The 22,997-nt window shown below is 71.4% G+C and carries 16 protein-coding genes and 2 pseudogenes; 6 read left to right on the top strand and 12 right to left on the bottom strand.

The genetic code is table 11. From position 1 onward, the window contains the following. The first annotated feature begins 36 nt into the window (after nucleotides 1-36). The gene (locus ACQEWB_RS43945; protein WP_432841487.1) at nucleotides 37-1,857 is read left to right on the top strand and encodes a LuxR family transcriptional regulator AbsR2; all 1,821 of its coding nucleotides are present in this window, start codon (nucleotides 37-39) and stop codon (nucleotides 1,855-1,857) included. A gap of 86 nt (nucleotides 1,858-1,943) precedes the next feature. Here the strand turns inward: ACQEWB_RS43945 and ACQEWB_RS43950 are convergent. From ACQEWB_RS43950 to ACQEWB_RS43960, 3 genes and pseudogenes are all read right to left on the bottom strand, one after another. After that, a pseudogene (locus tag ACQEWB_RS43950) lies at nucleotides 1,944-2,386 on the bottom strand (hypothetical protein). 61 nt (nucleotides 2,387-2,447) lie between these two features. Next, on the bottom strand, nucleotides 2,448-3,476 hold the full coding sequence (locus tag ACQEWB_RS43955; RefSeq protein ID WP_432841489.1) for a hypothetical protein: 1,029 nt from the start codon (nucleotides 3,474-3,476) through the stop codon (nucleotides 2,448-2,450). Nucleotides 3,477-3,495: 19 nt separating this feature from the next. Further along, nucleotides 3,496-6,069, bottom strand: a complete 2,574-nt coding sequence (locus ACQEWB_RS43960; RefSeq protein WP_432844327.1) for a CHAT domain-containing protein — start codon at nucleotides 6,067-6,069, stop codon at nucleotides 3,496-3,498. A gap of 148 nt (nucleotides 6,070-6,217) precedes the next feature. Here ACQEWB_RS43960 and ACQEWB_RS43965 point away from each other — a divergent pair, with 148 nt between their 5' ends. From ACQEWB_RS43965 to ACQEWB_RS43975, 3 genes are read left to right on the top strand one after another with little or no spacing between them, the layout of a single operon-like run. Continuing rightward, complete coding sequence (locus tag ACQEWB_RS43965; protein ID WP_432841491.1) at nucleotides 6,218-7,657, top strand: S8/S53 family peptidase; 1,440 nt, start codon at nucleotides 6,218-6,220, stop codon at nucleotides 7,655-7,657. A gap of 35 nt (nucleotides 7,658-7,692) precedes the next feature. Then, nucleotides 7,693-8,292, top strand: coding sequence for an RNA polymerase sigma factor (locus ACQEWB_RS43970; RefSeq protein WP_432841493.1), 600 nt, complete (start codon nucleotides 7,693-7,695; stop codon nucleotides 8,290-8,292). A 14-nt stretch (nucleotides 8,293-8,306) separates the two neighbouring features. Then, nucleotides 8,307-8,780, top strand: a complete 474-nt coding sequence (locus ACQEWB_RS43975; RefSeq protein ID WP_432841495.1) for a hypothetical protein — start codon at nucleotides 8,307-8,309, stop codon at nucleotides 8,778-8,780. Between the two features lie 21 nt (nucleotides 8,781-8,801). Here the strand turns inward: ACQEWB_RS43975 and ACQEWB_RS43980 are convergent, their stop codons facing one another. The 3 genes from ACQEWB_RS43980 to ACQEWB_RS43990 all read right to left on the bottom strand — a co-directional run bounded on the left by ACQEWB_RS43980 (nucleotide 8,802) and on the right by ACQEWB_RS43990 (nucleotide 11,433). Then, the gene (locus ACQEWB_RS43980) at nucleotides 8,802-10,028 is read right to left on the bottom strand and encodes a cytochrome P450 (protein WP_432841497.1); all 1,227 of its coding nucleotides are present in this window, start codon (nucleotides 10,026-10,028) and stop codon (nucleotides 8,802-8,804) included. A gap of 68 nt (nucleotides 10,029-10,096) precedes the next feature. Next, entirely contained in the window at nucleotides 10,097-10,888 is a 792-nt protein-coding gene (locus ACQEWB_RS43985) for an N-formylglutamate amidohydrolase (RefSeq protein WP_432841499.1), read from the bottom strand. Continuing rightward, nucleotides 10,885-11,433 (bottom strand): YciI family protein, encoded by a 549-nt coding sequence (locus ACQEWB_RS43990; RefSeq protein WP_432841501.1) that lies wholly within the window; start codon nucleotides 11,431-11,433, stop codon nucleotides 10,885-10,887. Before ACQEWB_RS43990 ends, ACQEWB_RS43985 begins: the two co-directional genes overlap by 4 nt. Nucleotides 11,434-11,487: 54 nt before the next feature. Here ACQEWB_RS43990 and ACQEWB_RS43995 point away from each other — a divergent pair, with 54 nt between their 5' ends. Further along, a complete protein-coding gene (locus tag ACQEWB_RS43995) occupies nucleotides 11,488-12,591 on the top strand; it encodes a DNA glycosylase AlkZ-like family protein (RefSeq protein WP_432841503.1) in 1,104 nt (367 codons plus the stop codon). Here the strand turns inward: ACQEWB_RS43995 and ACQEWB_RS44000 are convergent. The 4 genes from ACQEWB_RS44000 to ACQEWB_RS44015 form a co-directional block, all read right to left on the bottom strand. After that, entirely contained in the window at nucleotides 12,534-13,139 is a 606-nt protein-coding gene (locus tag ACQEWB_RS44000; RefSeq protein ID WP_432841505.1) for a hypothetical protein, read from the bottom strand. The two genes, ACQEWB_RS43995 and ACQEWB_RS44000, sit on opposite strands and share 58 nt — an antisense overlap. A gap of 12 nt (nucleotides 13,140-13,151) precedes the next feature. Beyond that, nucleotides 13,152-13,382: a DUF397 domain-containing protein gene (locus ACQEWB_RS44005; protein ID WP_432841507.1), complete on the bottom strand. Its 231-nt coding sequence runs from the start codon at nucleotides 13,380-13,382 to the stop codon at nucleotides 13,152-13,154. Then, a complete protein-coding gene (locus ACQEWB_RS44010) occupies nucleotides 13,379-14,284 on the bottom strand; it encodes a helix-turn-helix domain-containing protein (protein WP_432841509.1) in 906 nt (301 codons plus the stop codon). The genes ACQEWB_RS44005 and ACQEWB_RS44010 overlap by 4 nt, the downstream gene beginning before the upstream one ends. A 171-nt stretch (nucleotides 14,285-14,455) precedes the next feature. Further along, nucleotides 14,456-16,675, bottom strand: a complete 2,220-nt coding sequence (locus ACQEWB_RS44015) for an NADP-dependent isocitrate dehydrogenase (RefSeq protein ID WP_432841511.1) — start codon at nucleotides 16,673-16,675, stop codon at nucleotides 14,456-14,458. 177 nt (nucleotides 16,676-16,852) lie between these two features. On the opposite strand from ACQEWB_RS44015, the pseudogene ACQEWB_RS44020 reads away from it, so the two are divergent. Next, a pseudogene (locus tag ACQEWB_RS44020) lies at nucleotides 16,853-18,393 on the top strand (M1 family metallopeptidase). 3 nt (nucleotides 18,394-18,396) lie between these two features. Here the strand turns inward: ACQEWB_RS44020 and ACQEWB_RS44025 are convergent. Beyond that, nucleotides 18,397-20,967: a KAP family P-loop NTPase fold protein gene (locus tag ACQEWB_RS44025; protein WP_432841513.1), complete on the bottom strand. Its 2,571-nt coding sequence runs from the start codon at nucleotides 20,965-20,967 to the stop codon at nucleotides 18,397-18,399. 941 nt (nucleotides 20,968-21,908) lie between these two features. After that, a complete protein-coding gene (locus ACQEWB_RS44030; protein WP_432841515.1) occupies nucleotides 21,909-22,976 on the bottom strand; it encodes a mechanosensitive ion channel family protein in 1,068 nt (355 codons plus the stop codon). Nucleotides 22,977-22,997: the final 21 nt, after the last annotated feature.

The following is a 22,997-nucleotide window of genomic DNA, read 5'->3' on the forward strand; positions in this document are numbered from 1 at the left end:
CCTGTATCAGGAGTGAGTACTCGCACTCATACTCCCGTGACGACCTTCGAACGCGACGCGAAGACCCTTGAACTGCCCTGGCCGTTCACCGGACGTGAGGACGAGCTCGAGCTGATCCGCCGGTCCCTGACCGCAGGCCACCACGGCATCGTGGTCACCGGCCCGGCGGGCTGCGGCAAGACCCGGCTGGCCATGGAGGCGGTCCGCGGCGGCGACCGCGCCCGCGCGGCCGGCACGCCGGAGACCCGTCACATACCCTTCGCCGCGTTCACCCACCTGCTGCCCGAGACGGTCTCCCTGCACCGGGCGGTCCAGCTCCTTTCGGGTGTACGGCTGCTGCTGATCGACGACGCCCAGCTGCTCGACGACGCCTCGGCCGCCCTCGTCCACCAGCTCGCCGTGCACGGCCGTACGCGCCTGATCGTCGTCGCGGCCGACGGCGCCCCGGTCCCCGGCGCGGTCTCCCGCCTCTGGACCGGCGAACTACTCCCGCGCCTGGCCCTGGAGCCGTTGCCGCGCGAGGACACGGAGCAGCTGCTCACCACCGCCCTCGGCGGCCCCGTCGAACCCCTCACCCTGAACCGCCTGCTCCACCTCTCCCGCGGCGATCTGCGGCTGCTGCGCGACCTGGTGGACGCGGTGCGCGAGCGCGGACTGCTCACCCGGGACCGGGACACGGACGCGTGGGCATGGCGGGGTCAGGTCCCCATGGCCCCGGCGCTCCGCGCACGCGCCGCCGAGGCCCTCGACCGCCCCCACCGCGAGGAGCGGACGACCCTGGAACGCCTGGCCTTCTCGGAGCCCCTGCCACTGGACATGGACGCCCTGGGGGACCTGCGCGTCCTCGAAAGCCTTGAGGCCGACGACCTGATCCGCATCGACGACGACGGCGCCGTCCGCCTCGCCCACCCCCTGCACGGCCCGGTGCTGCGGGCCGCGGCGGGCCGGCTGCGGGCGCGGCGGCTGGCGCGCACACCGGACCAGTACCGCGCGGCCCTCGCCGCGGAGGCGGCCGTACTGACCGCGCGGATCGACCATGCCGACGTACGTGCACTGCCGGCACCCGTGGGGGACGGCCCGGCACAGGAAGGGGCACCGGTACCGGCCGAGTACGCGGCCGTACGTGCCCGCTACTCGCGGCTTCGGGGGGAGCTGCGGGAGGCGGCGGCCTGGGCGAGGGAGGGCTTGCGGCACGCGCCGGGGGACGCACCCTGCCGCACCGAACTCGCCCTGGCCGCCGCGCAGTCGGGGGACACCGGCATGGTGGACGCGCTCTCCGGTGAGGCCGCCGTCTGGCAGGCGGTGGCGTGCGGGGATGTGGAGGGGGCGATTCTGGAGACCTTCGAGGCGACAGGGGCGTACGCCCTGTACGACGCCGTACGCCTCGGGGCGCCCGAGAAGGTCGCCGCGCGCCTGCCGGTCGGGGGAGTGTTCGCCCTGCACGCCGATGCGCTCGCCCGGTCGGACGGCCCGGCGCTGGATCGGGCGGCCGAGGCGCTGGAGGAGCGGGGCTTCCTCCTGTTCGCCGCGGAGGCGCACGCGCAGGCGGTACGGGCGCACCGCGAGCCGCACGCCGCCCGCACGTCACGCACGCGTGCCGTGGCCCTCGCCCGCCGCTGCCAGGGCGCCCGCACCCCGGCCCTCTCCGGCCTGGTCCTGGGCGAACTCACCGCCCGCCAGCGCCAGATCGTCACCCTGGCGGCGGCGGGCCTGAGCAACCGCCAGATCGCCGAGCAACTGACCCTGTCCATCCGCACGGTGGGCAACCACCTCTACAGCGCCTACGCCCGCCTCGGCGCCAGCGACCGCGCATCCCTCCCCTGGCTCATGGACCCCCCGACGGCCCAACCGGCCTGAGCCACCCAAGAACCGGCGGTCTGACCCCCAGTATTCGGGGGAGGGGTCAGGCCGCCGACCCGGGCGACGTGCCCGTCGGACGCCGATCAGGCGTAGGTCCAGCGCCAACGGCTGGAGCTGTACACGCACTTGATCGTCGAGCCGCCCGCGGTGGTCGTCACAGCCCCGTGGTCACTGTTCCGGCAGAACTGCCCCGCCGAGTAGCAGTTCCCCGAGTTGGAGACGATCGAGCAGGTACCGGTGCTGTCCTGACCGCCACTGTTCGTGCCGGCGGCCTGCGCGGCAGCGGTCCTGGTGACGGTGACCGTGGGGCCGGGCTTGGCCTTGACGGTCTTCGTGACGGTCGGGCCGGGCTCGGGAGCGGCCGTCACCGTCGCGGTGACGGTCGACGCGGGCAGGACCTTGGCCTCGACGGGCTGCTTCCCACCGTCCCCGGCGAGGCTATGAGCGCCCCCGCGAGCAGCAGCCCCGCCCCGCCCAGCCACACCCGCTTGCGCCGGTGGAGCGGGCGGATGTCGGGCGGGCGCAATAGGTGATCGGTTTGTGACTGTCACCTGTTGGTGCCGATTCGGACCGCCCCTCCCGCGCCCCTAGTCGTCGTTGGCCGCGTAAGGATGCACATACCGCCCCGCGTCGAACGGCGTGAACCAGTCCTCTGCCTTGGCTTCGTGTTCCGTGTCCTCGTACAGGGTGTCGGCGAAGGCCTCCAGGGCCGCGCTGACCTCCTCCGTCAGGAGGCCGTACAGGTCCGTCGTGACCTCGGCCTGGGCCAGGAGGAACTGCATCAGGAGTTCCTCGGCCACACAGCTCAGGCCGCCGAAGCGCGGCTGGGTGAGACGGGCCGTCATGGTCACCGCCGTGGCGGTCAGACGGCGGGCGAACAGGGCCGTGTACTGCGGGGCGAACTGGGGCGGCAGGTCGTCGAGGATCATGAACGCCGCGTCGCTGTCCGCGACGGTGGGCCCGTCCTCCTCCAGTCCGGCGAGGTCCGTGAAGAGTCCGTCGACGAGGAGGTCGATGGCGTACACGACCGCCCCGGCCGCCACTTCCGCCGCCTCCCGGCCGACCGCCGGCTCCTGCTCGGCGTCCGTGTGGCCGAAGGACTCCAACGGGAAGGCCTTCAACTCCGGTGCCAGCGACCGCAGTCGGTACCGCATCGCCTCCACCTCGGAGCGGTCGAGGCGATGCGGCGCCGCGGTGGGCGGCCCCGCCGCGTGGCGCCGCGCGCGCTCGGCGAGGTCGGCCGGCGGCGCGTCCGGCCCGTCGGCCGCGTCCAGGCTCTCCTGGAGCAGATCGGGATGGAGATCCACCTCGCAGCGCGCGATCTCCCACTCGGCGAGCAACTCGCTCCGCTCCAGCAGCTCGGCGACGACCTCACCGGCCGCCTCCTCGGCGAACTCCAGCGCCGGCGCGTCCACGAAGAGTTTCAGGATCGCCCCGCCGGGATGGACGGCGATGACGTCGTCCGTCAGGTCGACCTCCATCCCGTCGGGCCCCTCGATCGCCTCGACCGAGTCGAGGCCCTTGCGCAGCAGGAAGATGACGCCCTCCCGCTGCAGCTCGTCGAGCTCCCGGGCGCCTTCCGGCAGTTGCACGTCCACAGTCACCGCGTATGTCACACGATCATGGTGCCCCAGGTCATGCCGCCCCGAACGCCGTGAACGCCCACCCCGTCGCCTGATGCAGCGCGTCACCCGGGAGCGCCGCGCGTGCGTCGCGCAACGCCTCGGCCAGGGAGAGACCCGCGCTCAGCCCCTTGTGCAGCGCCAGCATCAGCGGGACCACGGCATGGTCGTTGACCGGCGCACTGCTCGCCACCACCCCCGCCGTACCCAGCGGCAGCAACGCGGTGACCAGGCCGAGCAGTTCGTCCGCACCGACCGAGGCGAGCCGGGCGGTGTCGCAGCTGGACAGGATGATCCGGTACGGGCTGCGGTCCAGGCGCTCGAAGTCGTGCACGATCAGCGGGCCGTCGGCCATCCGGAGAGAGGAGAACAGGGGGCTGTCGGCGCGGAACGTGCCGTGCGCGGCGATGTGCGCCAGCGTCGCCCCGTCGATCTCCTCCAGCACGCGCGGCACGCGCGCGTCCTCGTGCTCCAGCAGCGTCGGCACGGCCGGCCCGCCGTACAGCCCGGCCAGTTCGGGCACCTCCGCGCCACCCGTCGCGAGGCCCGGACCGCGCACCAGCACATGCCGGTTGCCCCGCGGCGGCTCGGTCTCCCGCGCCCGCAGCCAGCTGCTCGCCGACGGCGACACACTGAGCACCCGCTCGCGCAACGACGGCAGCAAGGCCCACGGCACACTGTGCAGCCGCCCCGGCGGTACGACCACCACCGGCCCTGAGCCCAACTGCGCGGCCGCCGGTCCGAGCAGCAACTCCTCCAGCCGACGCCCCATCTCCTCCACCAGGGGCAGCCGCGCCTCCGCCCCGGGATGAGCCAGCCGCCGCAACCCGGCCTGTACGTGCTCCGCCTCGACCTCCGCGTCCGCGAGCAGCCCCGCCTCGAAGCGCCGTACCCGCCCACCGCCGCACAGCAGCACCTGCACCCGCCCGTCCAGCACGGCGAGTTCGACGAGCCGCACCTCGCCGAGGCGGGACAGCAGGTGGCCCACGTCGAAGTGGTCCTCGGCGCCGGGCGCGTCGCCGCGGATGTGCAGGGTGCGGGAGCGGATCTCCCGTTCCAGGCGCCGCTGTTCACGCTCAAGGGCGGGGATCGGGCGCCCGTCGCTGCGCGCCTCGGCCGCTCGGCGCGCGATCTCCCGGAACGCGGTCAGGCTGCCGAGCAGCGCCGGGTCGGCGGGCGGCCGGGTCGGCGGCGCGGACAGCACCGTGGCCCGCCAGCGCTCGCTCCACATCAGCAGCCGCCGAGGGCCGCCCGAGTCCAGACTGGCCTGCTGGGCCAGCGCCGCCAGCTCCGCGCCCTGCGCGGTCGCTCGGGCCCGCAACTCCGAGGCGCCCAGCGTCATCCGGTGGTCGTCGAGCACGTCCAGCCCGCGCCGGCACGCCTCCAGCACACCCCGCCCCGAACCGGCGGCCCGGGCCCGCAGCGCCTGCGCGGCCCAGCCGGTCATCCGGGCCAGCGGCGGCCCGCTGTGCCGACTGCGCGCGGCCACCGCCAGATGCCGCTCGGCGTCCGCGGTCCAGCCTAGGCCCAGCGCGATCCGCCCCGCCAGGAGTGAGGCCTCCGGTGCGGCCGGCGCGCCGAAGGACGCCAGCTTCTCGGCCACCGCGGCCGCGTCCGCCACCAGCCGCCCCGAACCACGCCCCGCGGCGAGCCGCGCCTCGATCAGCACCAGGCGTGCGTGCGCCTCCCACCAGGGGCGCCGCTGCCCGGCGAACAGCCGCACCGCCAGCGCCGCGCGCGCGATCGCCGTGTGCGGATCGTTCGCCAGCCGGGCCGCCCGGGCGGCCACCAGCAGCAGCTCCGCCTTGCGCGTGGGCTGCCCGCCGATCCCGTCGAGCACGCCGATCGCCGCGTCCGCCTCGGCGAGCGCCTCCGAGGCGAGGCCGGCCGCCATCAGGACCCCGCAGCGCCGGATGTAGAGCATGAAGGACGGAGTGCCGAGCTTGGCGTACTGCTCCTCGGCCTCGTCGAACAGCCGCAGCGCGACCGGCACATCCCCCTGCTGGAAGGCGGCCAGGCCACGGCTCTCCACGATGTCCGCCTTCTCGTGCTCCTGACCGGTGGTGTCCCACAGCGCCTCGGCGGCCGCGAAGTCGGCGTCCGCCCGGTCCACCGCGCCCACCGCCAGATGCACGGTGGCCCGCAGGGTCAGCGCCCGCGCCGTCCAGATGACGTCCTCCGCCTGCCGCAGCACGGGAATCGCCCGCCGTACGTCCTCCAACGACTCACGGTGCCGGCCCAGCACCCAGGACGCGTACGCCCGCCGGTACAGCACCCGGGCGCGGTTGTGCCCGCTGCTGACGAGGACACCCCGCTCCAGCGCCTCCAGGCCCTGCCGGGTGCGCCCGGAATGGATGAGCGCCACCCCGAGCGTGGCCAGGACGTCCCCCTCGCGGTCGGGATCCTGGGCGCGCGCCGCCAGGTCCCGGGCCCGGCGCAGATGGTGCAGCGCCAGCCTGATGTCGCCCCAGTCCCGCTGCCAGATCCCGATCACCTGGTGCGCCACGGAGGCGCGCCAAGGCGACGGATCGGACTCCAGCACGCCCTGGGCCCGTGCCAGCGCCTCGTTCGGGGCGGCGAACACCATCGGCTGCAGTTCGAGAACCGAGTCGCTTCCCGCTGTCACCCAAAGGATGGTAGTGGGCCTGGTCACGACTCACACCGGTTTGTCGCTGTATCAATCGACGGACCCGCGACTCTGATTGACGACTGTCGCCTCACTGGGAGGACACGCCATGGCACCACAGCGATTCCACGAGCAGTTCGACCAGATCCAGCGCTCCATGCCCGACGTCCCCCTGGCGATGGGACCCGACGACGCGGCGGAGTTCATCTACGAGAAGGGCGTGGTCCTGGCCCGCGACGGTGAGGAGGCGCAGCTCGTCGAGGACCGGGTGCGCACCCACTTCACCGAAGCGACCGGCCTGACCGCCGACCACGTGCGCCGGGCGAGCCCGGAGACCAACCGCTCGGGCATCACCCGCATCCAGGTCGGCGACCCCGGCCACGGCGACCGGCACTCCGACCGCGCCGTCGCCCACGCGCTGCGCGCCATGCGCGAGCAGGAGGGACGCGCCGAGCGCCGCCTGATCAGCCGCAACCACGTGGTCTCGATCGCCCCGGTCAACTCCTGTCCCGGGGACGAGCCCGTGCCCGCCCCGCTCACCGGGGGCACCAACCCAGCCGCCGCCTCGGCCGGTCACGACGCCGACACCGCCGTGAACGTCCTGGTCATCGACAACGGCCTCACCCACGACTACTCCGCCGTCCCGCTCCTCGCCCACGTCCAGGGCGACCTGCACGGCACCGAGACCGACTCCGACGGCAACCTGCTCCAGTACGTCGGCCACGGCACGTTCATCGCGGGCCTGCTCGCGGCCGTCGCACCCAACACGAACGTCACCGTCCGCAACACCCTCAACGACGCCGGCGCCATCCTCGAGTCCGAGCTCGGCCAGCGCCTCTTCGACGCCGTGGACGAGCACGGCTGGCCGGACGTCATCAGCCTGTCCGCCGGCACCGCGAGCGGCAGCACCGAAGGCCTGCTCGGCCTCGACGCCTTCATGGCGGAACTCCGCGCCCAGGGCACCCTCCTGGTCGCCGCCGCCGGCAACAACTCCAGCGCCACCCCGTTCTGGCCCGCCGCCTACGCCAGCCTCCCCGACTACGCGGACGTGGTCCTGTCGGTCGGCGCGCTGCGCGGGGACGGCGAGTACGGCGCCTGCTTCAGCAACCACGGCGCGTGGGTGAACGTGTACGCCCCCGGCGAGCGCCTCACCAGCGCCCTGACCGGCTTCGACGCACCGGTGCCGTACGTCTTCCAGCACACCACCTACGAGGAGTGCCGGTTCGGCTTCACCTACACCTGCACCTGCCAGTTCCCGCGCCACACCGGCGTCCTCAGCGAGGCCGGCACGCCCAGCTCCGTCAAGGCCGACCAGGTGATGTTCGAGGGGTACGCGCACTGGAGCGGCACCTCGTTCGCCACCCCGGTCGCCGCCGGCATGGTCGCCGCCTACATGACGGCCAACAAGATGGGCGACGCCCGCGCCGCGCGTACGCAGCTCCTGTCCGCGAACGGCGCGTACGCGGAGGTGCGCGGGGCGCACGTACCGGCGCTGCGCCCGCCGACTTGGCGCCCGGCGCCGGTCACGCAGCTGGCTCCTCCGGCATGAGGTCTGGAACGGCCCCTTCCACGGCGTACGATGTCATGCCGTACACGAGGGGTGGGGCCGTGGACCGAGCAGATGTCGGCGCGTTGGTCCAGTCCGCCGTCGACGGCGACGCGGCGGCCTGGAAGGCGCTCGTGGAAGGGCTGAGCCCACTGGTGTGGTCCGTCGTGCGCTCGCACCGGCTCTCCGACGCCGACGCGCACGAGGTGTACCAGACCGTGTGGTTCCGCTTCGCCCAGCACCTGGGGCGGATCCGCGAACCCGAGAAGACCGGCTCCTGGCTGGCGAGCACCGCGCGGCACGAATGCCTGAAGGTGCTCAAGAGCTTAAGGCGGCTCACCCCCACGGACGATCCCCAGGTCCTCGACCGGATCAGCGAGGACCGTACGCCCGAGCAGTCCTTCCTCGACCTGGAGGAGGCCGCCGCCGACCGCGAGCGCATCCGGCACCTGTGGCAGGAGTTCGAGGAACTGGGCGACCGGTGCAGGCAGTTGCTGCGCGTCCTGATGACGTCGCCGCCGCCCAGCTACCAGGAGGTGTCCGCGGCCCTCGGTATCGCCGTGGGCAGCATCGGACCGCTGCGTCAGCGCTGTCTGCGGCGCCTGCGGGCACGACTCGAAGCACGGGGAGCGGCGTGAGGGACATGGACGACATGAGTGAGCACAATGGCGAAGATCCGAACGACACCGAGGAGCTCGGTTTCGACCTCCTGGAGGAGGAACTCCGCCAGGCCGCGGGCATCCTGGACCCGGTGCCGGCCGAACTGCGGCAGATCGCCGTGGAGGCCTTCGCACTGCACGACCTGGACGCCCGGATCGCCGAGCTGACCTTCGACTCGGTGGTGGACGCCATCCCCGTGAGGGGAGCGGTGGACGTACCGCGGATGCTGACGTTCCACGCGGGCGGGGTCACCGTCGACGTGGAACTGACCGCACAGGGGCTGATGGGGCAGGTCCTGCCCCCGCAGTCGGTCCGCATCGAGGTGCTCCGCGGCCCCCAGGCGGGAGCTCCGCTGACCACCGACGACATGGGGCGCTTCACGTACGGCGAACCCCCCGCCGGTCCCTTCGCGCTGCGGCTGCGGACCGGCGAGGGAGTCCTCGTCACGGACTGGCTGACGGCCTGACCGGGAACCCTGCCCGCACCCTCACCAGGTGACGGGCAGGGTCTGCGGTCCCCGGATCATCGTCCGGCGCCGCCAGACGACCTGGTCCGCGGGGACCGCGAGCCGCAGGCCCGGCATCCGCTCCAGCAGCGTGTCGACGATCAACTCGGTCTGCATAAGGGCCAGTACGGCTCCGGTGCAGTAGTGCGAGCCGTTCCCGAAGGACAGGTGCGGGTTGGGATCGCGGGCCGCGTCGATCCGGTCCGGGGCGGGGAAGACGTCCGGGTCACGGTTGGCGGCCAGATAGGACACGTACACCGGGTCGCCCGCGGCGATGCGGTGGCCGTGCAGGTCGACGTCCTCCAGGGCGATGCGGGCCAGACCGACCGAGGTGCGGTGCGGGATGTAGCGCAGCAGCTCGTCCAGCAGCGGCCCCCGGTCCGACGGCTCGCGCGAGCGCGCCTCGGCCATCAACTCCGGCCGGGTGAGCATCAGGAACAGCATCTGGCCGCAGTTGTGGGTGACGGCCTCGCCGCCGATCTGCAGCGGCCCGGCGAGCCCGACGGCCTCCTCCTCGCTGATCTCACCGCGCCCGACGGCGGCACCGAGCAGCGAGTACACGTCCTCGTCCGTGCTGTTCGCACGGTCCCGGATGGTGTCGGTGATCCACCCGTACATGCCGTTCTTGGCCCGGTCGGCGGCCTCGGCACCACCCGACGTGGAGATGATCTGCCGAGTCCAGGCGTGCACCCGCTCCCGGTCCTCGGCGGGCACTCCCATCACCTCGCTGACCACGGTGATCGGGAAGGGCTCGAGCACCCGCTCGATCAGCTCGGCGGGCGGCCCGTCCCGCAGCACCCCGTCCACCAGCCCGTCGAGCAGCTCCTGCGCGCGGGGCCGCAGCCGCTTCATCGCACCCACCGTGAAGGCGCCCGCGACCGGCTTGCGCAGCCGGTTGTGGTCGGGCTGGTCGGCGAAGGCGAGCGAACCGGGCCGCGGCTTGAAGTGCGGGGCCAGCCGGGTCACCTGTCGCCCGGTGACCTCGGCGCGGCTGAACCGCGGATCGTTGGTGATCGCCTTCACGTCGTCGTAACGGGTGGCCAGCCAGGCCCAGCCCTCGCCGTGCGGCAGGCGGATACGGGTCAGCGGGCCCTCGCGCATCAGGTCCGCGAGCACCGGGTCGAACTCGGTACCGGACAGGTCGAGCGAGGGCCAGTCCCGCACGGGCGGCGGGACCTGCGCGGTCAGGAGGGTGGGATCCTCGGTCATGCCCCCACCCTCACCGGCCCCCGCCCGGCTGTCGCGCGGAAGTGCTCCAGCCGGAGGTCACCCGGAGTTCAGCCGGACACGGCGTCCACGAGCCCGGCCAGCGCCGCCGCGAGCCGCCCGAGCCCCGGCCCCGCGGCCCCGCCCGGCTCGCTCATGTACGTGTCCCGCCGGATCTCCACCATCAGGGCGGACACCCGGGCGTCCTTCCCGTAGAAGTCCAGGGGTACGTACGTCCCGCCGAACGGACTGTCCAGCCCCGTCTCCCCACAGCCCGCGAACGCCTCTTCGGCGGTTCTCAGCAGCTCGGGGGGCGTGTGGAAGGAGTCGGTGCCCAGGCAGACCGCCGGCCGCACGCCCTCTCCGTGCAGCTCGTACGGCAGCGCGACGGTCGGATACGAGTGGACGTCGACGATCACGGCCCGCCCGGCCGCCGCCAGCCGATCCGCCACCGCCTCCGTCATGGCCCGCGCGTACGGCCGGAAGTACCGCTCGACCAACGGCTCGGGATCGCCGTCACCGAGCCGCAGCACCTCCCGATGGGTCGTCCGCGTGTACACCGCACCCATACCGACGGCACGCATCTCCTCCCGCTCGTCGGGGAACCGCTCCGGGTCGACGACCAGCCGCGAGAGCCGGTTCACGAACCGCCAGGGCGTGAGCCGCGCCGACTCGGCCGCGGCCTCGGCGAGCTCCGCCGTATACGCGTCGGTGATGTGGTCCAACTCCCGCGCCAGGGCGTCGTTGTCCAGCACGATCCCGCCCCGCACCTCGGCCGGGATCTCCCGAGCGGAGTGCGGGACGTGCAGGATCACGGGGGAGTGGTCGGCGCCGGGCAGGAACTCGAAGGAGGGGGCCGTCACCGCCGCCCGCCGAACTCCCAGTCGTGGACCTCGATGCCGGCGTACCGGTCCTCGCTGAGAACGGCACGAGCCTTGTCCGGATCCGGCGCCCGGACGAGCGCCGCGGTGCCCAGCCAGCTGGCGCCGTCGTCGGAAAGCAGCGGCCCGTACGCGATGAGCTCGTCGGAGTCGGGCGGTACGTCGAGATCGGCGGCCTGCCCCGAACCGAGCCCCAGCACCAGATACCGCCGGCCACCGCTGCGGCCACCCGGGAACTCCCACATGGTGCGCCCCAGCAGATTGCGCCACCGGCGCAGCAGCACGTCCCGGTACACCCCGGCCTGGTAGTTCGGCTCGTCGAAGGCGAACGCGCGGGCGGTGGCGGGATCCGGCAGCTCGACGACATGCACACTCCCGGTGGGCGTCGCACCGTCGTCCCCGAACGTCGGCCCCCGGGCGATCAGCTCGTCCTCGTACCGGTCCATGTAGGCCCAGTGCGCCTCTCCCAGTTCCTTGCGCAGGCCCAGGGAGCCGACCCGATCACGGTGATAACAGAAGAACTCCATGGCGCCAGTATGGGAGGACGCGCCGTTGTCAGACCCGCGTCCTAGTCTCGAACCATGACCGTCCACCAGCTCACGCGCACCGACGCCCGCCGTATCGCCGTACGCGCCCAACTCCTGGACGCCGCACGCCCGGACGGGCTCCTCGACGTCGTGCGCGCGCTGACCCTGCTCCAGATCGACCCGACCGCCGCCGTTGCGCCCAACGCCGATCTCGTGGCCTGGAGCAGGCTCGGGTCGGCGTACGCACCGGCCGAGTTGGCCGCCGCGCTGGAGAAGCGGAGCCTGCTGGAGCTCCAGGCGATGATCCGGCCCGGCGAGGACCTCGCGCTGTACCGCGGCGAGATGGCCGAGTGGCCGGAGCGGGGGACACCGTCCTCGTGGCGGGAGTACCACCGCACCTGGGTGGCGGCCAACGACGCCTGCCGCAAGGACATCCTCGCCCGCCTGGCCGCCGAGGGCCCGCTGCCTTCCCGCGCCCTGCCGGACACCTGTGCCAAGCCCTGGAAGTCGAGCGGCTGGACCAACAACCGCAACGTCACCAAGCTCCTGGAGCTCATGGTGCAGCGCGGCGAGGTCGCCGTCGCCGGACGCGCCGGCGGTGACCGCCTGTGGGACCTCGCCGACCGGGTCTACCCCGACATCCCGCCGGTCCCGGTCGAGGAGGCCCTGCGGCTGCGCGACGAACGGCGCCTGCGCGCTCTCGGCATGGCCCGCGCCCGCGGACCGGAGTGCCAGGTCGAACCCGCGGACGTGCGCGAGGCGGGCGAGGAGGCCGTGGTCGAGGGTGTACGGGGCAAGTGGCGTGTCGACCCCGCCCAGTTGGGGCTGCCCTTCGAGGGCCGCACGGCCTTGCTGTCCCCGTTCGACCGCCTCGTCCACGACCGCAGGCGCACCACCGAGCTGTTCGAGTACGAGTACCAGCTGGAGATGTACAAACCGGCCGCCAAGCGCCGCTGGGGTTACTTCGCGCTGCCGATCCTGCACGGTGACCGACTGGTCGGGAAGCTCGACGCCGCGGCCGACCGCAAGGCCGGGGTGCTGACCGTGCACGCGATCCACGAGGACGTGCCCTTCGACGCGGCCGTGCGCCGAGCGGTGGGTCAGGAGATCGAGGACCTGGCCCGCTGGCTCGACCTGGAACCCGTCCTGCCCCGCTGAAGGGGCAGCGCGGGCGCGGACCGCACCCGCACGTCGAGGAGCGAGTGCTCACAGGTGTACGACGGTGCCTTGTCGACCAGCAGCTGGTAGGTGATCGTCGTGCCGCTGCCGATCCGCCCGGGACCTATCCTCAGCTCCGCACCGTGGATCCGGGCCGGCGGAGCCAGGTCCGCGCTCGGCAGGGACTCGCTGCCGAGGATCTCGGCGTACGGCACGCCGAGGCTCACCCGGAACGGCTCGCCCCGGTCGAAGGCGCTGCTGGCGATGTCCCGCCGCCCCGGGTTGGTCAGCACCACCGTGACCAGGTGCGGATCGGCCAGCAGGGTGCCGTTGCACCGGATCTCCAGGCCGCCGTCGCTCCGCCGCCGCACCAGCCGGGAGTGGGCCACGGCGTAGGTCAGCCGCCGCTTGGGGTGGGAGGCCCTGAACGCCGCCCAGATCGCGCCGCAGCCCACCAGGACGGCGGCAGGGACTCCGGCCGCCGTCCAGAAGACCTCTGTCAGGTAGAAGGGGCCGGACGCGAGGGGCGATGCGGTGAGGGCGTCCATGGGCTGCTCCGCTCAGTGACGGCGGACGGGGCCCGCGCCCGCCGCGTCGAGGAACCTGCGCCATTCGTGCGGCGAGAACACGATTGCGGGACCGCCGATGTGCTTGGAGTCCCGGACGGCGACGACAGCGCCGACGACGGCGATCTCGACGCATGCTCCGTTGCCCGAACTACGGCTGCTCTTACGCCAGTCGGCGCCGCTCAGCTCGGCCTGCGAGGGCCGTCGGACGTGGTGCGTGCTCATGACGCGTGCATCTCCCTTGCGATCCGCTCCAGGGTCACGGCCGTGTCGTGCGGGTCGGGAGCGGCGGCCCGCACCAGGTCGAAGGTCTGGATGAAGGTGCGTACATCGCGCTCCTTCTCCAGATAGACGTTGCCTGCGATGGAGTTGACGTAGACGACGGTCGGCGTGCGGGGTTCGAACTCCAGCAGGGAGAAGGTGCCCGACAGGGCGGCATGGGCGCCCTTGGACGTCGGCATGACCTGGATCGTCACGTTCGGCAGGGTCGTCGCCTCGATGAGGTGCTCCAGCTGGGCCGCCATGACCTCCCGGCCGCCGACCGGCCGGCGCAGGGCACTCTCCTCGATCACCACCCACAGCTCCAGCGGATCCGGATCGCGGGTCAGCAGTGCCTGCCGTTCCTTGCGGAAGCGCACCAACTGGTCCACTTCCTGAGGCTCGTTGGGCCGTACGGCCGCGATCACGGCGCGGGCGTACTCCTCGGTCTGGAGCAGGCCGTGCACGAACGTCGGCTCGTAGGAGCGCAGGACGCGGGCGTCGGCCTCCAGGCCCGCGTAGGTGGCCATGCCCGAGGGCAGCACCTCCGCATAGTGGGTCCACCAGCCCTGCTGCTGGGCGTCCTTGTGGATCTGCATGACCGTCTCGACGCGCACCGGGTCGGTGACCCCGTACCACTGGAGCAGGTCGCGCACGTCCCGTGCCTTGATGGGGGCCTGGCCCGTCTCCACCCGGCTGATCTTGGACATGGAGCACTCCAGGTGCGTCGCCACGTCCTCGATGCGCATGCCCGCGTGTTCCCGCAGGCGCCGCAGTTCGGAGCCGAGCTGACGTCGCCGTACCGTCGGGCCGCCGGCCGTGGCCATCGCCTCACCCCTCCCACTCGACAGGTCGATGTCTTGTCTCATGCAAGTGTGCCCACTGCCCAACCACCTTGTAACGGCGATGACTTGGTTCGAGACATTTGGCTCACGCAATTGCGTGGAGGAAGTCCCTCTGCCGGAAACGCCGCCGCCCCGGCAGGCGGAATGCCTTGCCGGGGCGGCGACTCGGGGACCGTCAGGTCACCGGCGTCACGTTCAGCCGATGGACGCCAGCGCCTCGTTCCACGTGGCCGACGGGCGCATCACCGCGGCAGCCTTCGCCGGGTCGGGCTGGTAGTAGCCGCCGATGTCGGCCGGCTTGCCCTGGACGGCGAGCAGCTCGTCGACGATCTTCTGCTCGTTGGCGGAGAGCGTCTCGGCGAGCGCGGCGAAGGCCTTCGCCAGGTCCGCGTCCTCGGTCTGGGCCGCCAGCTCCTGCGCCCAGTACAGGGACAGGAAGAAGTGGCTGCCGCGGTTGTCGATGCCGCCGACGCGACGGGTCGGGGACTTGTCCTCGTTGAGGAAGGTCGCCGTGGCGCGGTCGAGGGTGTCGGCGAGGACCTTGGCCTTGGGGTTGTTCGTGGCCGTCGCGTACTGCTCCAGCGACGGCACCAGGGCGAAGAACTCACCGAGCGAGTCCCAGCGCAGGTAGTCCTCCTTGACCAGCTGCTGGACGTGCTTCGGCGCGGAGCCGCCGGCGCCCGTCTCGAACAGGCCGCCGCCCGCCATCAGCGGGACCACCGACAGCATCTTGGCGCTGGTGCCCAGCTCCAGGATCGGGAAGAGGTCGGTCAGGTAGTCGCGCAGCACGTTGCCGGTGACCGAGATGGTGTTCTCGCCGCGGCGGATGCGCTCCACCGACAGCTTGGTGGCCTCGACCGGGGCGAGGATGCGGATGTCCAGGCCCTCGGTGTCGTGCTCCGGCAGGTACGCGTTGACCTTGGCGATCAGGTTGGCGTCGTGCGCGCGGGTCTCGTCAAGCCAGAAGACGGCCGGGTCGCCGGTGGCGCGGGCGCGGGTGACGGCCAGCTTCACCCAGTCCTTGATCGGCGCGTCCTTGGTCTGGCAGGCGCGGAAGATGTCGCCCTCGGCGACCGGCTGCTCGATGAGCACGTTGCCGGCCTGGTCGACCAGACGGACCGTACCGGCCGCCTTGATCTCGAAGGTCTTGTCGTGGGAGCCGTATTCCTCGGCCTTCTGCGCCATCAGACCGACGTTCGGGACCGAGCCCATGGTCGACGGGTCGTAGGCGCCGTTGGCGCGGCAGTCGTCGATCGCGACCTGGTAGACACCGGCGTACGAGGAGTCCGGGAGCACCGCGAGGGTGTCGGCCTCCTGGCCGTCCGGGCCCCACATGTGGCCGGAGGTGCGGATCATGGCCGGCATCGAGGCGTCGACGATGACGTCGGACGGCACGTGCAGGTTGGTGATGCCCTTGTCGGAGTCGACCATCGCCAGCGCCGGGCCCTCGGCGAGCTCGGCCTCGAAGGACGCCTTGATCGCGTCGCCCTCGGGGAGGGAGGCGAGGCCGCCGAAGATGCCGCCGAGGCCGTTGTTCGGGGACAGGCCGGCCGCGGCCAGCGTCTCGCCGTACTGCTCGAAGGTCTTCGGGAAGAAGGCGCGCACCACGTGGCCGAAGATGATCGGGTCGGAGACCTTCATCATCGTGGCCTTCAGGTGCACGGAGAAGAGCACGCCCTGGGCCTTGGCCTCGGCGATCTGCGCGGTGAGGAACTCGCGCAGCGCCGCCACGTGCAGCACGGACGCGTCGACGACCTCGCCCGCGAGGACCGGTACCGACTCGCGCAGGACGGTGGTGGTGCCGTCCGCGGCGGCCAGCTCGATGCGGACCGAGCCCGCCTCGGAGATCACGACGGACTTCTCGGTGGAGCGGAAGTCGTTCTCGCCCATGGTCGCGACGTTCGTCTTGGACTCGGAGGTCCAGGCGCCCATGCGGTGCGGGTGGGTCTTGGCGTAGTTCTTGACCGAGGCGGGGGCGCGGCGGTCGGAGTTGCCCTCGCGCAGGACCGGGTTGACCGCGGAGCCCTTGACCTTGTCGTAGCGGGCCTGGACGTCCCGCTCCTCGTCGGTCTTCGGGTCGTCCGGGTAGTTCGGCAGCGCGTAGCCCTGGCCCTGCAGCTCGGCGATGGCGGCCTTGAGCTGCGGGATCGACGCCGAGATGTTCGGCAGCTTGATGATGTTGGCCTCGGGCGTCTTCGCCAGCTCGCCCAGCTCGTGCAGGGCGTCCGCGATGCGCTGGTCCTCGGCCAGGTACTCCGGGAACACGGCGATGATGCGTCCGGCCAGCGAGATGTCCCGCGTGGTCACGGCGACACCCGCCTGCGAGGCGTACGCCTGGACCACCGGCAGGAAGGAATACGTCGCCAGGGCCGGGGCCTCGTCAGTGTGCGTATAGATGATGGTCGAGTCAGTCACCGGGTGCTCCGCTCCACGTCTGCAACATTGCTCGACATCAAGATATCTCGTACTCCAGCCGGGCTCGACAGGGGTCCGTGCAACCAAACGTCCGATCTCATGGTCCTGGATGTAGATCGTGCATCTGATCGTCGACGGCCGGAGCTGACCACCCGGCCGCCCGAGCGAAAGCTGACCATGAGATATCGCAGCAGAGTGACGGCCCCCGCGGCCGCACTGATCGGTACGGCCGCGGCACTGACGGTGGGGGGTACGGCGCAGGCCGCGCCGAAGGACACCGGCACCCCGGGCCCCGAGACCCTCGGCGACCCCGTCTTCCCGAGCCTCGGCAACGACGGCTACCGCGTCTCCGCCTACCACCTCGACCTCGCCTACGACGCGACGACCAAGCTGGTCGACGCCACCGCGACCTTGAAGATCCGCACCACCCAGGCCCTGACCCGCCTCTCCCTGGACGCCCTCGGCCTGGACATACGCACCGTCCGCGTCGGCGGCCGCACCGCCGCCTTCGAGCAGGCGGACGAGAAGCTCCGGATCACCCCGGCCCGCCCGCTGCCCGCGAACGTCAGGGCGACCATCTGCATCGAGTACGGCGCCGACCCGAGCCGCACCCTCGCGCACACCGCCTGGGTCGTCACCCCGGACGGCTTCGCGATCTGCCCGCAGCCGAACTCCGCGCACACGGTCTTCCCCTGCAACGACCACCCGTCGGACAAGGCGGACTTCGGCTTCCGCGTCACCGTCCCCGCGGGCCTGCGCGGCGTCGCGAACGGCCTGCTCACCGGCACCGAGACGCTCGCCGACGGCCGGACCGCGTACACCTACCGCTCCCGCGAGCCGATGGCCACCGAACTGGCGCAGATCACCGTCGGCGACTACGTCGTCAAGGACCGCCAGGGCCCGCACGGCCTGCCCCTGCGGGACGTCGTCCCGACCGCCCGCGCCACCGCCCTGGAGCCCGCCCTCGCGCTGACCCCCGGTCTCGTCGGCTGGCTGGAGCAGCGGCTCGGGGCGTTCCCGTTCGAGACGTACGGACTGCTGCCCTGCAACTCCGACGACCCGAACGCCTTCGACTTCACCGGCCTGGAGACGCAGACCCTCACCTTGTACAAGCCGAACTTCCTGCTCCAGGCGGAGCCGAAGATCGGCTCGCACATGATGCACGAGCTGGTCCACTCCTGGTTCGGCAACATGGTCAGCCCCGCCACCTGGGCCGACCTGTGGCTCAACGAGGGCCACGCCGACTTCTACGGGCTGCTGTACCGCTACGAGCGCGGCTGGGCCGATTCCCTCGGCCTGACCACGATGGAAGCCCGTATGAAGGACACCTACGCACGCGGCGACCAGTGGCGCCACGACTCCGGCCCGGTGGCCGCGCCCAACGAGGCCGACCTCTTCGACAGCCAGCGCTACCTCGGCGGCGTCCTGGTCCTGTACGCCTTCCGCGAGCTGGTCGGCGAGGACACCTTCCACGCCGTCGAGCGCGCCTTCCTGGAACGCCACCGCGGCTCCTCGGCGACGACGGAGGACTACATCGCCGTCGCCACGGAGGTCTCGGGCCAGGACCAGTCCGGTTTCCTGCGCGACTGGCTCTACGGCACCAAGACCCCCGTATGCCCGGTCACCCGGACTGGACGGTGACACCGGTGCAGTCGGCACTCGCGTCCCCGCACAGCCGTCGGGGCGGGCACTGGCACGACAACTCGGCGACTCTGTAGAACTCAGAGGCGTTCCGCGACCGCTGCGACGCGCTCGCCGTCGTGCTTGCGCAGCAGTTCGCGGAGCGCCTCGCACACACCGTTGTCCTCCTGTTCGAGGCCGGTACGCCGCAGGGCCTGCTGCCAGGCCTGGTCGTCCGGCGCCCCGAGGGCCAGCCAGTACAGCCCGAGGCGACCGTCGACCGCGCGGTGCAGGTGGGCCTGGAGCGCGGGCCACCGTGCGGCGATCTCCGCCAGGACCACCAGGTGCAGGGCCTGGTCCACGGAGAGCCGGTGAGGTCCGCGCTCCTTGTGGCCGACCACGCGCAGGTAGAACTGCCAGATCGTCAGCAGGCGTTTCGCCTCACGGATCGACAGGTCCGTCTGCTCGCCGAGGCGCTGTTCGAGCAGGGCGCGGACGGTGGGGTGCGTCTCCAGGTTGCGGGCCTGGGCCTGGGCGGCCGACTCCGACTCCAACTCCTGCTGGATCCCGATGCCGGTGGGCGCGGGGGCCGCCGCGCTGCTTTCCATAGCGGGGGCCGAAGACGGGGACGTCCGGCCCTGGACTGCCTCCTCCACCTCGGGGCCGTGCGGAGCTTCGACGGTCTCCTCCTCTGTCTCTGCCGCCTCCGGAGCGGTCGCCACCGAGACCGGAAGGTGGGTGGATTCCATGACGGGACCCAAGAGCCCCGCCAAGGCGGAGGTGATCCCGGCGTTGTCAACGGGCGGCAGCGGCACCGGGAGCTGGATGAGCTTGCGCAGGAAGGTCCAGCCCCAGGACGGGTCGCCATTGGGCGGGCGTTGGGCCTTCGGGCCGGATTCCTTGTCCTGGTACACCTGATCGAGGTGACGGGCGACGACCGCGGGGTCGAGGCCGATCACGAAGCGGCACTGTCCCTTGTCGTTGTTCAGCGCGCCGGACAGGAACAGATTGATCGCCTCGAACACCTCGGCGGTGGCCTTGGGGGAGCACCGGTCGAGGTCGTCCACGAACACGATCAGCTCGTCGCCGCTGTCCCGGAGGCTAGCGAGCAGCTCCCGGATGTCGTGCTGCACGAGATAGAGATAACCCGAGCGGGCGTGGTACAGCGGGTCGCGCAGCGCCGGGTCGACCGCCGGGCTCGCACCCGGGGCGAGTGCACCGCTGAGGACCGGTCCATCGAGGATCTCGGCGGGGAGGTAGGAACGGGCGCGTCCGAAGCAGAAACGGACGGCGGAGTGCGCCAGTCCGATCACCACCAGCGCGGCCGGCAGCAGGAGCGCGAGCGACGGCGCGGTCGCCTTCCAGCCCCACAGGTCGTATCTCTTGTCGTCCTTGGCGAGTTGCGCGATCACCGGCACGAGGAGGGCGAAGACGGCGACCTTGAACAGCGGTGAGCGAATGTTGCGCCAGAAGGTCATGCGCAGCTGCCGGGTGTCCAGCCGGATCCGGTTGCGCAGCAGCCAGTAGCGCTCGCGGGACTTCACGTCCGGTCCCAGGCAGGGCTGCGTCGACTCCAGGACGGCTGCGGTCAGGCCGGCCCACACCTGCTCGTCGGACTGGTGGGACCAGGGGTCGAAGCGGGCGATGACGGGACGTCGGCGGGGGGTGGCGGACGGGGCTTGCGATGGCGGCTTCTTCGGGTTGCGTCCGGCGAGGAGCCGATGGGCCTCGGCTGCCGAGAGATGCGTCCGGGCGGGCGGCCGATCGGCTGTCGTGGGTTCCTGCTGTCCCGGGTCGGAAGCCAGCCGTCGCTCCAGCTCCTGCTCGATCAGTCCCATCGTGGTGGTCTTGCCCGAACCCCAGGGGCCTTCCAGAGCGACCACGGCCGGGCCGGTCATGTCGCGGTGGCCCAGGCCGACTTCCGATGCCGTGGCCGGTGCGGGGAGGAGGAGGTCCGCGATGGCTCTGACGATGGCCATACGGTCGAGGAGATCCACGTCCGCTTTTCGGTCGCCGAAGCCTCTTGTGTGGAGGGCGGCTTCACCGAGGGGTGCTGGGGGAGTGGGCTGAGCACTGGATTCGCTCGTGGAGCGTGGGTCCGACGAGTAAGGCAGATATCGCTCTTCGAACTGCTCGACGGCGTCGATTACCACGCGTGGTGCGCGGGAAGCGGCGAACAGGGCGCGGAGGGCGGCCGTCTGAATTCTGCCGATCGCGTCGAATCCGGGTCGATCGAGGTCCGGGATCTTGACGCGGTTGGTGATCTCACTCCAATACTCGTGGGCGAGCTCCGGGAATTGGCTCAGCCTCGGTGAGAAGGCGTTCACGGCTCGCCGAAATGCCTCGTGGCGGTCGGCTACTGTCACCAGAGGCCCCAGCGGGATGTGCAGTGCGCTGTCCCAGACGCTCCGCACTCCCGAGGGAGCGGACTCCACGCCTGGCAACTCCGGAACTTCGGGCATACCCCCTTCGTCCACCAGAACAAGGATTCTGAAGGGTTCGTTCGACCTCCGGAGCAGGGCTCGTTCGATCACCGTCAGAACCGGATCCAGCGGGGTGTACGCCCAGTCGAGGACCAGCAGGGTGGGTTCCACAAGCTCGGTCAGCGCATCGAGCAGACCCTCGGCCGGCCCTTCCAGCAGGATGCCCACGGCCCAGCCCTGCTCGGACATCGTGGCAGCGAACTCCCTGGCCAAACGACGCTTTCCGAAACCGGGCGGGGCCGTGCACACACTGACTCCGACATCGTCCGCCGGGTCGGCGCACCACCGCAGCAGTCGGTCGACCTCCTTCTCCCGCCCATAGAACGGAACAGCCGCGATCTCGGGTCTGAGGAGGTCTAGTGGGGAAGAGACAATGCCGTGCGGCCGCGGTGAGTCCACCCATTGCGCCAGTTCCACCGGCTCCGTGACCAGTGGCCCGCCCAAGGTGTGCGCAAGGAGCTGGGGCAGGTCTTCGGAATGGCGAATCTGACTGATCCGTACGACCGACAGCTGGTCCGGGCGTTCAGCGTCGTCCGAGACCAGCCCCACCAGGTGATCTCCGACGTATACGGGTGCGCCGCGGACAAGGGCGCCGACGCTGCTGAGGAAAGACGCGGCGCCCTCGGACAGAACCCACGCCGGCGCGTAGGACCCGGACACAGGGCTGATGGTGCCCTTCAAACCGTGCACCCGCTCAGAGCTTTCGTCCGTGATCTTGGTCGCGACAATGCACTCCTCCGGTCGACGACCGGACAGCGTCCCCCATCGGATGGGGGCTGGTGACAGAAGTTCAGGGAACAAAACGACATTATCGTCCAGCGCCAGCAGGGCAAAGTCGTGGTCCCTCTGGCCGAACCAGCCAACAGTGCAAGGCAGTTGGCCCGCAGCGACGCGCGCGTCCGCGAAGTGCGCCTGGAAGGTGGCCGTGTGCGATTCATCGCCCACCACCCTCGCGCTGGTGAGGATCAGCCCCCCGCCGATCCAGACCCCCGTCCCGACCACCCGATCATCGACCATCACAGTCACGATCCGAGCCGCGTCCACCCCCACGCCCCCACCCCTCCCAGCCACCGGCCGACCCCACCCCCTACCAGATACCAAACCGGAGGCCGCGGAGGGACCAACTCAGCTCACCCCGGCGTCGATTCGCGCTGCTGGGGTATGACCACCGCCCCCTGCTGCAACGCCACCGTCCGCGCCGGCGCCGGAATGCGGATGCCCTCCTCGCGGTAGCGCTTGTGCAGGGCCTTGACGAACTCGTGCTTGATGCGGAACTGGTCGCTGAACTCGCCGACGCCCAGGATGACCGTGAAGCCGATGCGGGAGTCGCCGAAGGTGTGGAAGCGGATCGCCGGTTCGTGGTCCGGGACCGCGCCGGTGACCTCCGTCATCACCTCGGCGATGACCTCCATGGTCACCCGCTCGACCTGCTCCAGGTCGCTGTCGTAGGCGACCCCGACCTGGACCAGGATCGTCAACTGCTGCTCGGGACGCATGAAGTTGGTCATGTTCGTCTTGGCGAGCTGCCCGTTGGGGATGACGACCAGGTTGTTGGAGAGCGCGCGGACCGTCGTCTGGCGCCAGTTGATGTCCTCGACATAGCCCTCCTCACCGCTGCTCAGCCGGATGTAGTCGCCGGGCTGCACGGTCTTCGAGGCGAGGATGTGGATGCCCGCGAAGAGGTTGGCGAGGGTGTCCTGGAGAGCGAGGGCGACCGCCAGACCGCCGACGCCCAGGGCGGTGAGCAGGGGCGCTATGGAGATGCCCAGCGTCTGCAGCACCACCAGGAAGCCGATGGCCAGGACCAGCACCCGGGTGATGTTCACGAAGATCGTGGCCGAGCCGGCGACCCCGGAACGCGAGGTGGTGACCGCCCGAACCAGGCCGGCGATCACCCGGGCCGCCGTCACCGTGACGACGAAGATGAGCACCACGGTCAGGACCTGGTTGACGTGGTTCTGGACCGTTCTCGTCAACGGCAGTACCCCGCCGGCGGCCGCCGCGCCGCCGACGATGGCCGACCACGGCACCACCGTGCGCAGTGCGTCCACGATGACGTCGTCACCGCTCCAACGGGTGCGGTCGGCGTGCTTGCCCAGCCAGCGCATCAGCATGCGCAGCAGGAAGGCCGCGAGCAGGCCCGCGGCCAGCGCGATTCCGGCTATGACCAGGTCGTGCGCGGTGAGCGCTCGGTTCACCGGTTACCTCCAGACTCAGGA

The organism is Streptomyces sp. CA-249302, from assembly GCF_050936785.1.
Taxonomy (GTDB): domain Bacteria; phylum Actinomycetota; class Actinomycetes; order Streptomycetales; family Streptomycetaceae; genus Streptomyces.

Coding starts and splice junctions, on each gene's coding strand:
- ACQEWB_RS43960 (WP_432844327.1), bottom strand. CDS start 6,069: ATGGTGTTCGCCGCCCCGAACGAGGCGCTGGCACGGGCCCAGGGCGTG.
- ACQEWB_RS43965 (WP_432841491.1), top strand. CDS start 6,218: ATGGCACCACAGCGATTCCACGAGCAGTTCGACCAGATCCAGCGCTCC.
- ACQEWB_RS43970 (WP_432841493.1), top strand. CDS start 7,693: ATGCCGTACACGAGGGGTGGGGCCGTGGACCGAGCAGATGTCGGCGCG.
- ACQEWB_RS43975 (WP_432841495.1), top strand. CDS start 8,307: ATGAGTGAGCACAATGGCGAAGATCCGAACGACACCGAGGAGCTCGGT.
- ACQEWB_RS43980 (WP_432841497.1), bottom strand. CDS start 10,028: ATGACCGAGGATCCCACCCTCCTGACCGCGCAGGTCCCGCCGCCCGTG.
- ACQEWB_RS43990 (WP_432841501.1), bottom strand. CDS start 11,433: ATGGAGTTCTTCTGTTATCACCGTGATCGGGTCGGCTCCCTGGGCCTG.
- ACQEWB_RS43995 (WP_432841503.1), top strand. CDS start 11,488: ATGACCGTCCACCAGCTCACGCGCACCGACGCCCGCCGTATCGCCGTA.
- ACQEWB_RS44000 (WP_432841505.1), bottom strand. CDS start 13,139: ATGGACGCCCTCACCGCATCGCCCCTCGCGTCCGGCCCCTTCTACCTG.
- ACQEWB_RS44005 (WP_432841507.1), bottom strand. CDS start 13,382: ATGAGCACGCACCACGTCCGACGGCCCTCGCAGGCCGAGCTGAGCGGC.
- ACQEWB_RS44010 (WP_432841509.1), bottom strand. CDS start 14,284: ATGAGACAAGACATCGACCTGTCGAGTGGGAGGGGTGAGGCGATGGCC.
- ACQEWB_RS44025 (WP_432841513.1), bottom strand. CDS start 20,967: ATGTCCGAGCAGGGCTGGGCCGTGGGCATCCTGCTGGAAGGGCCGGCC.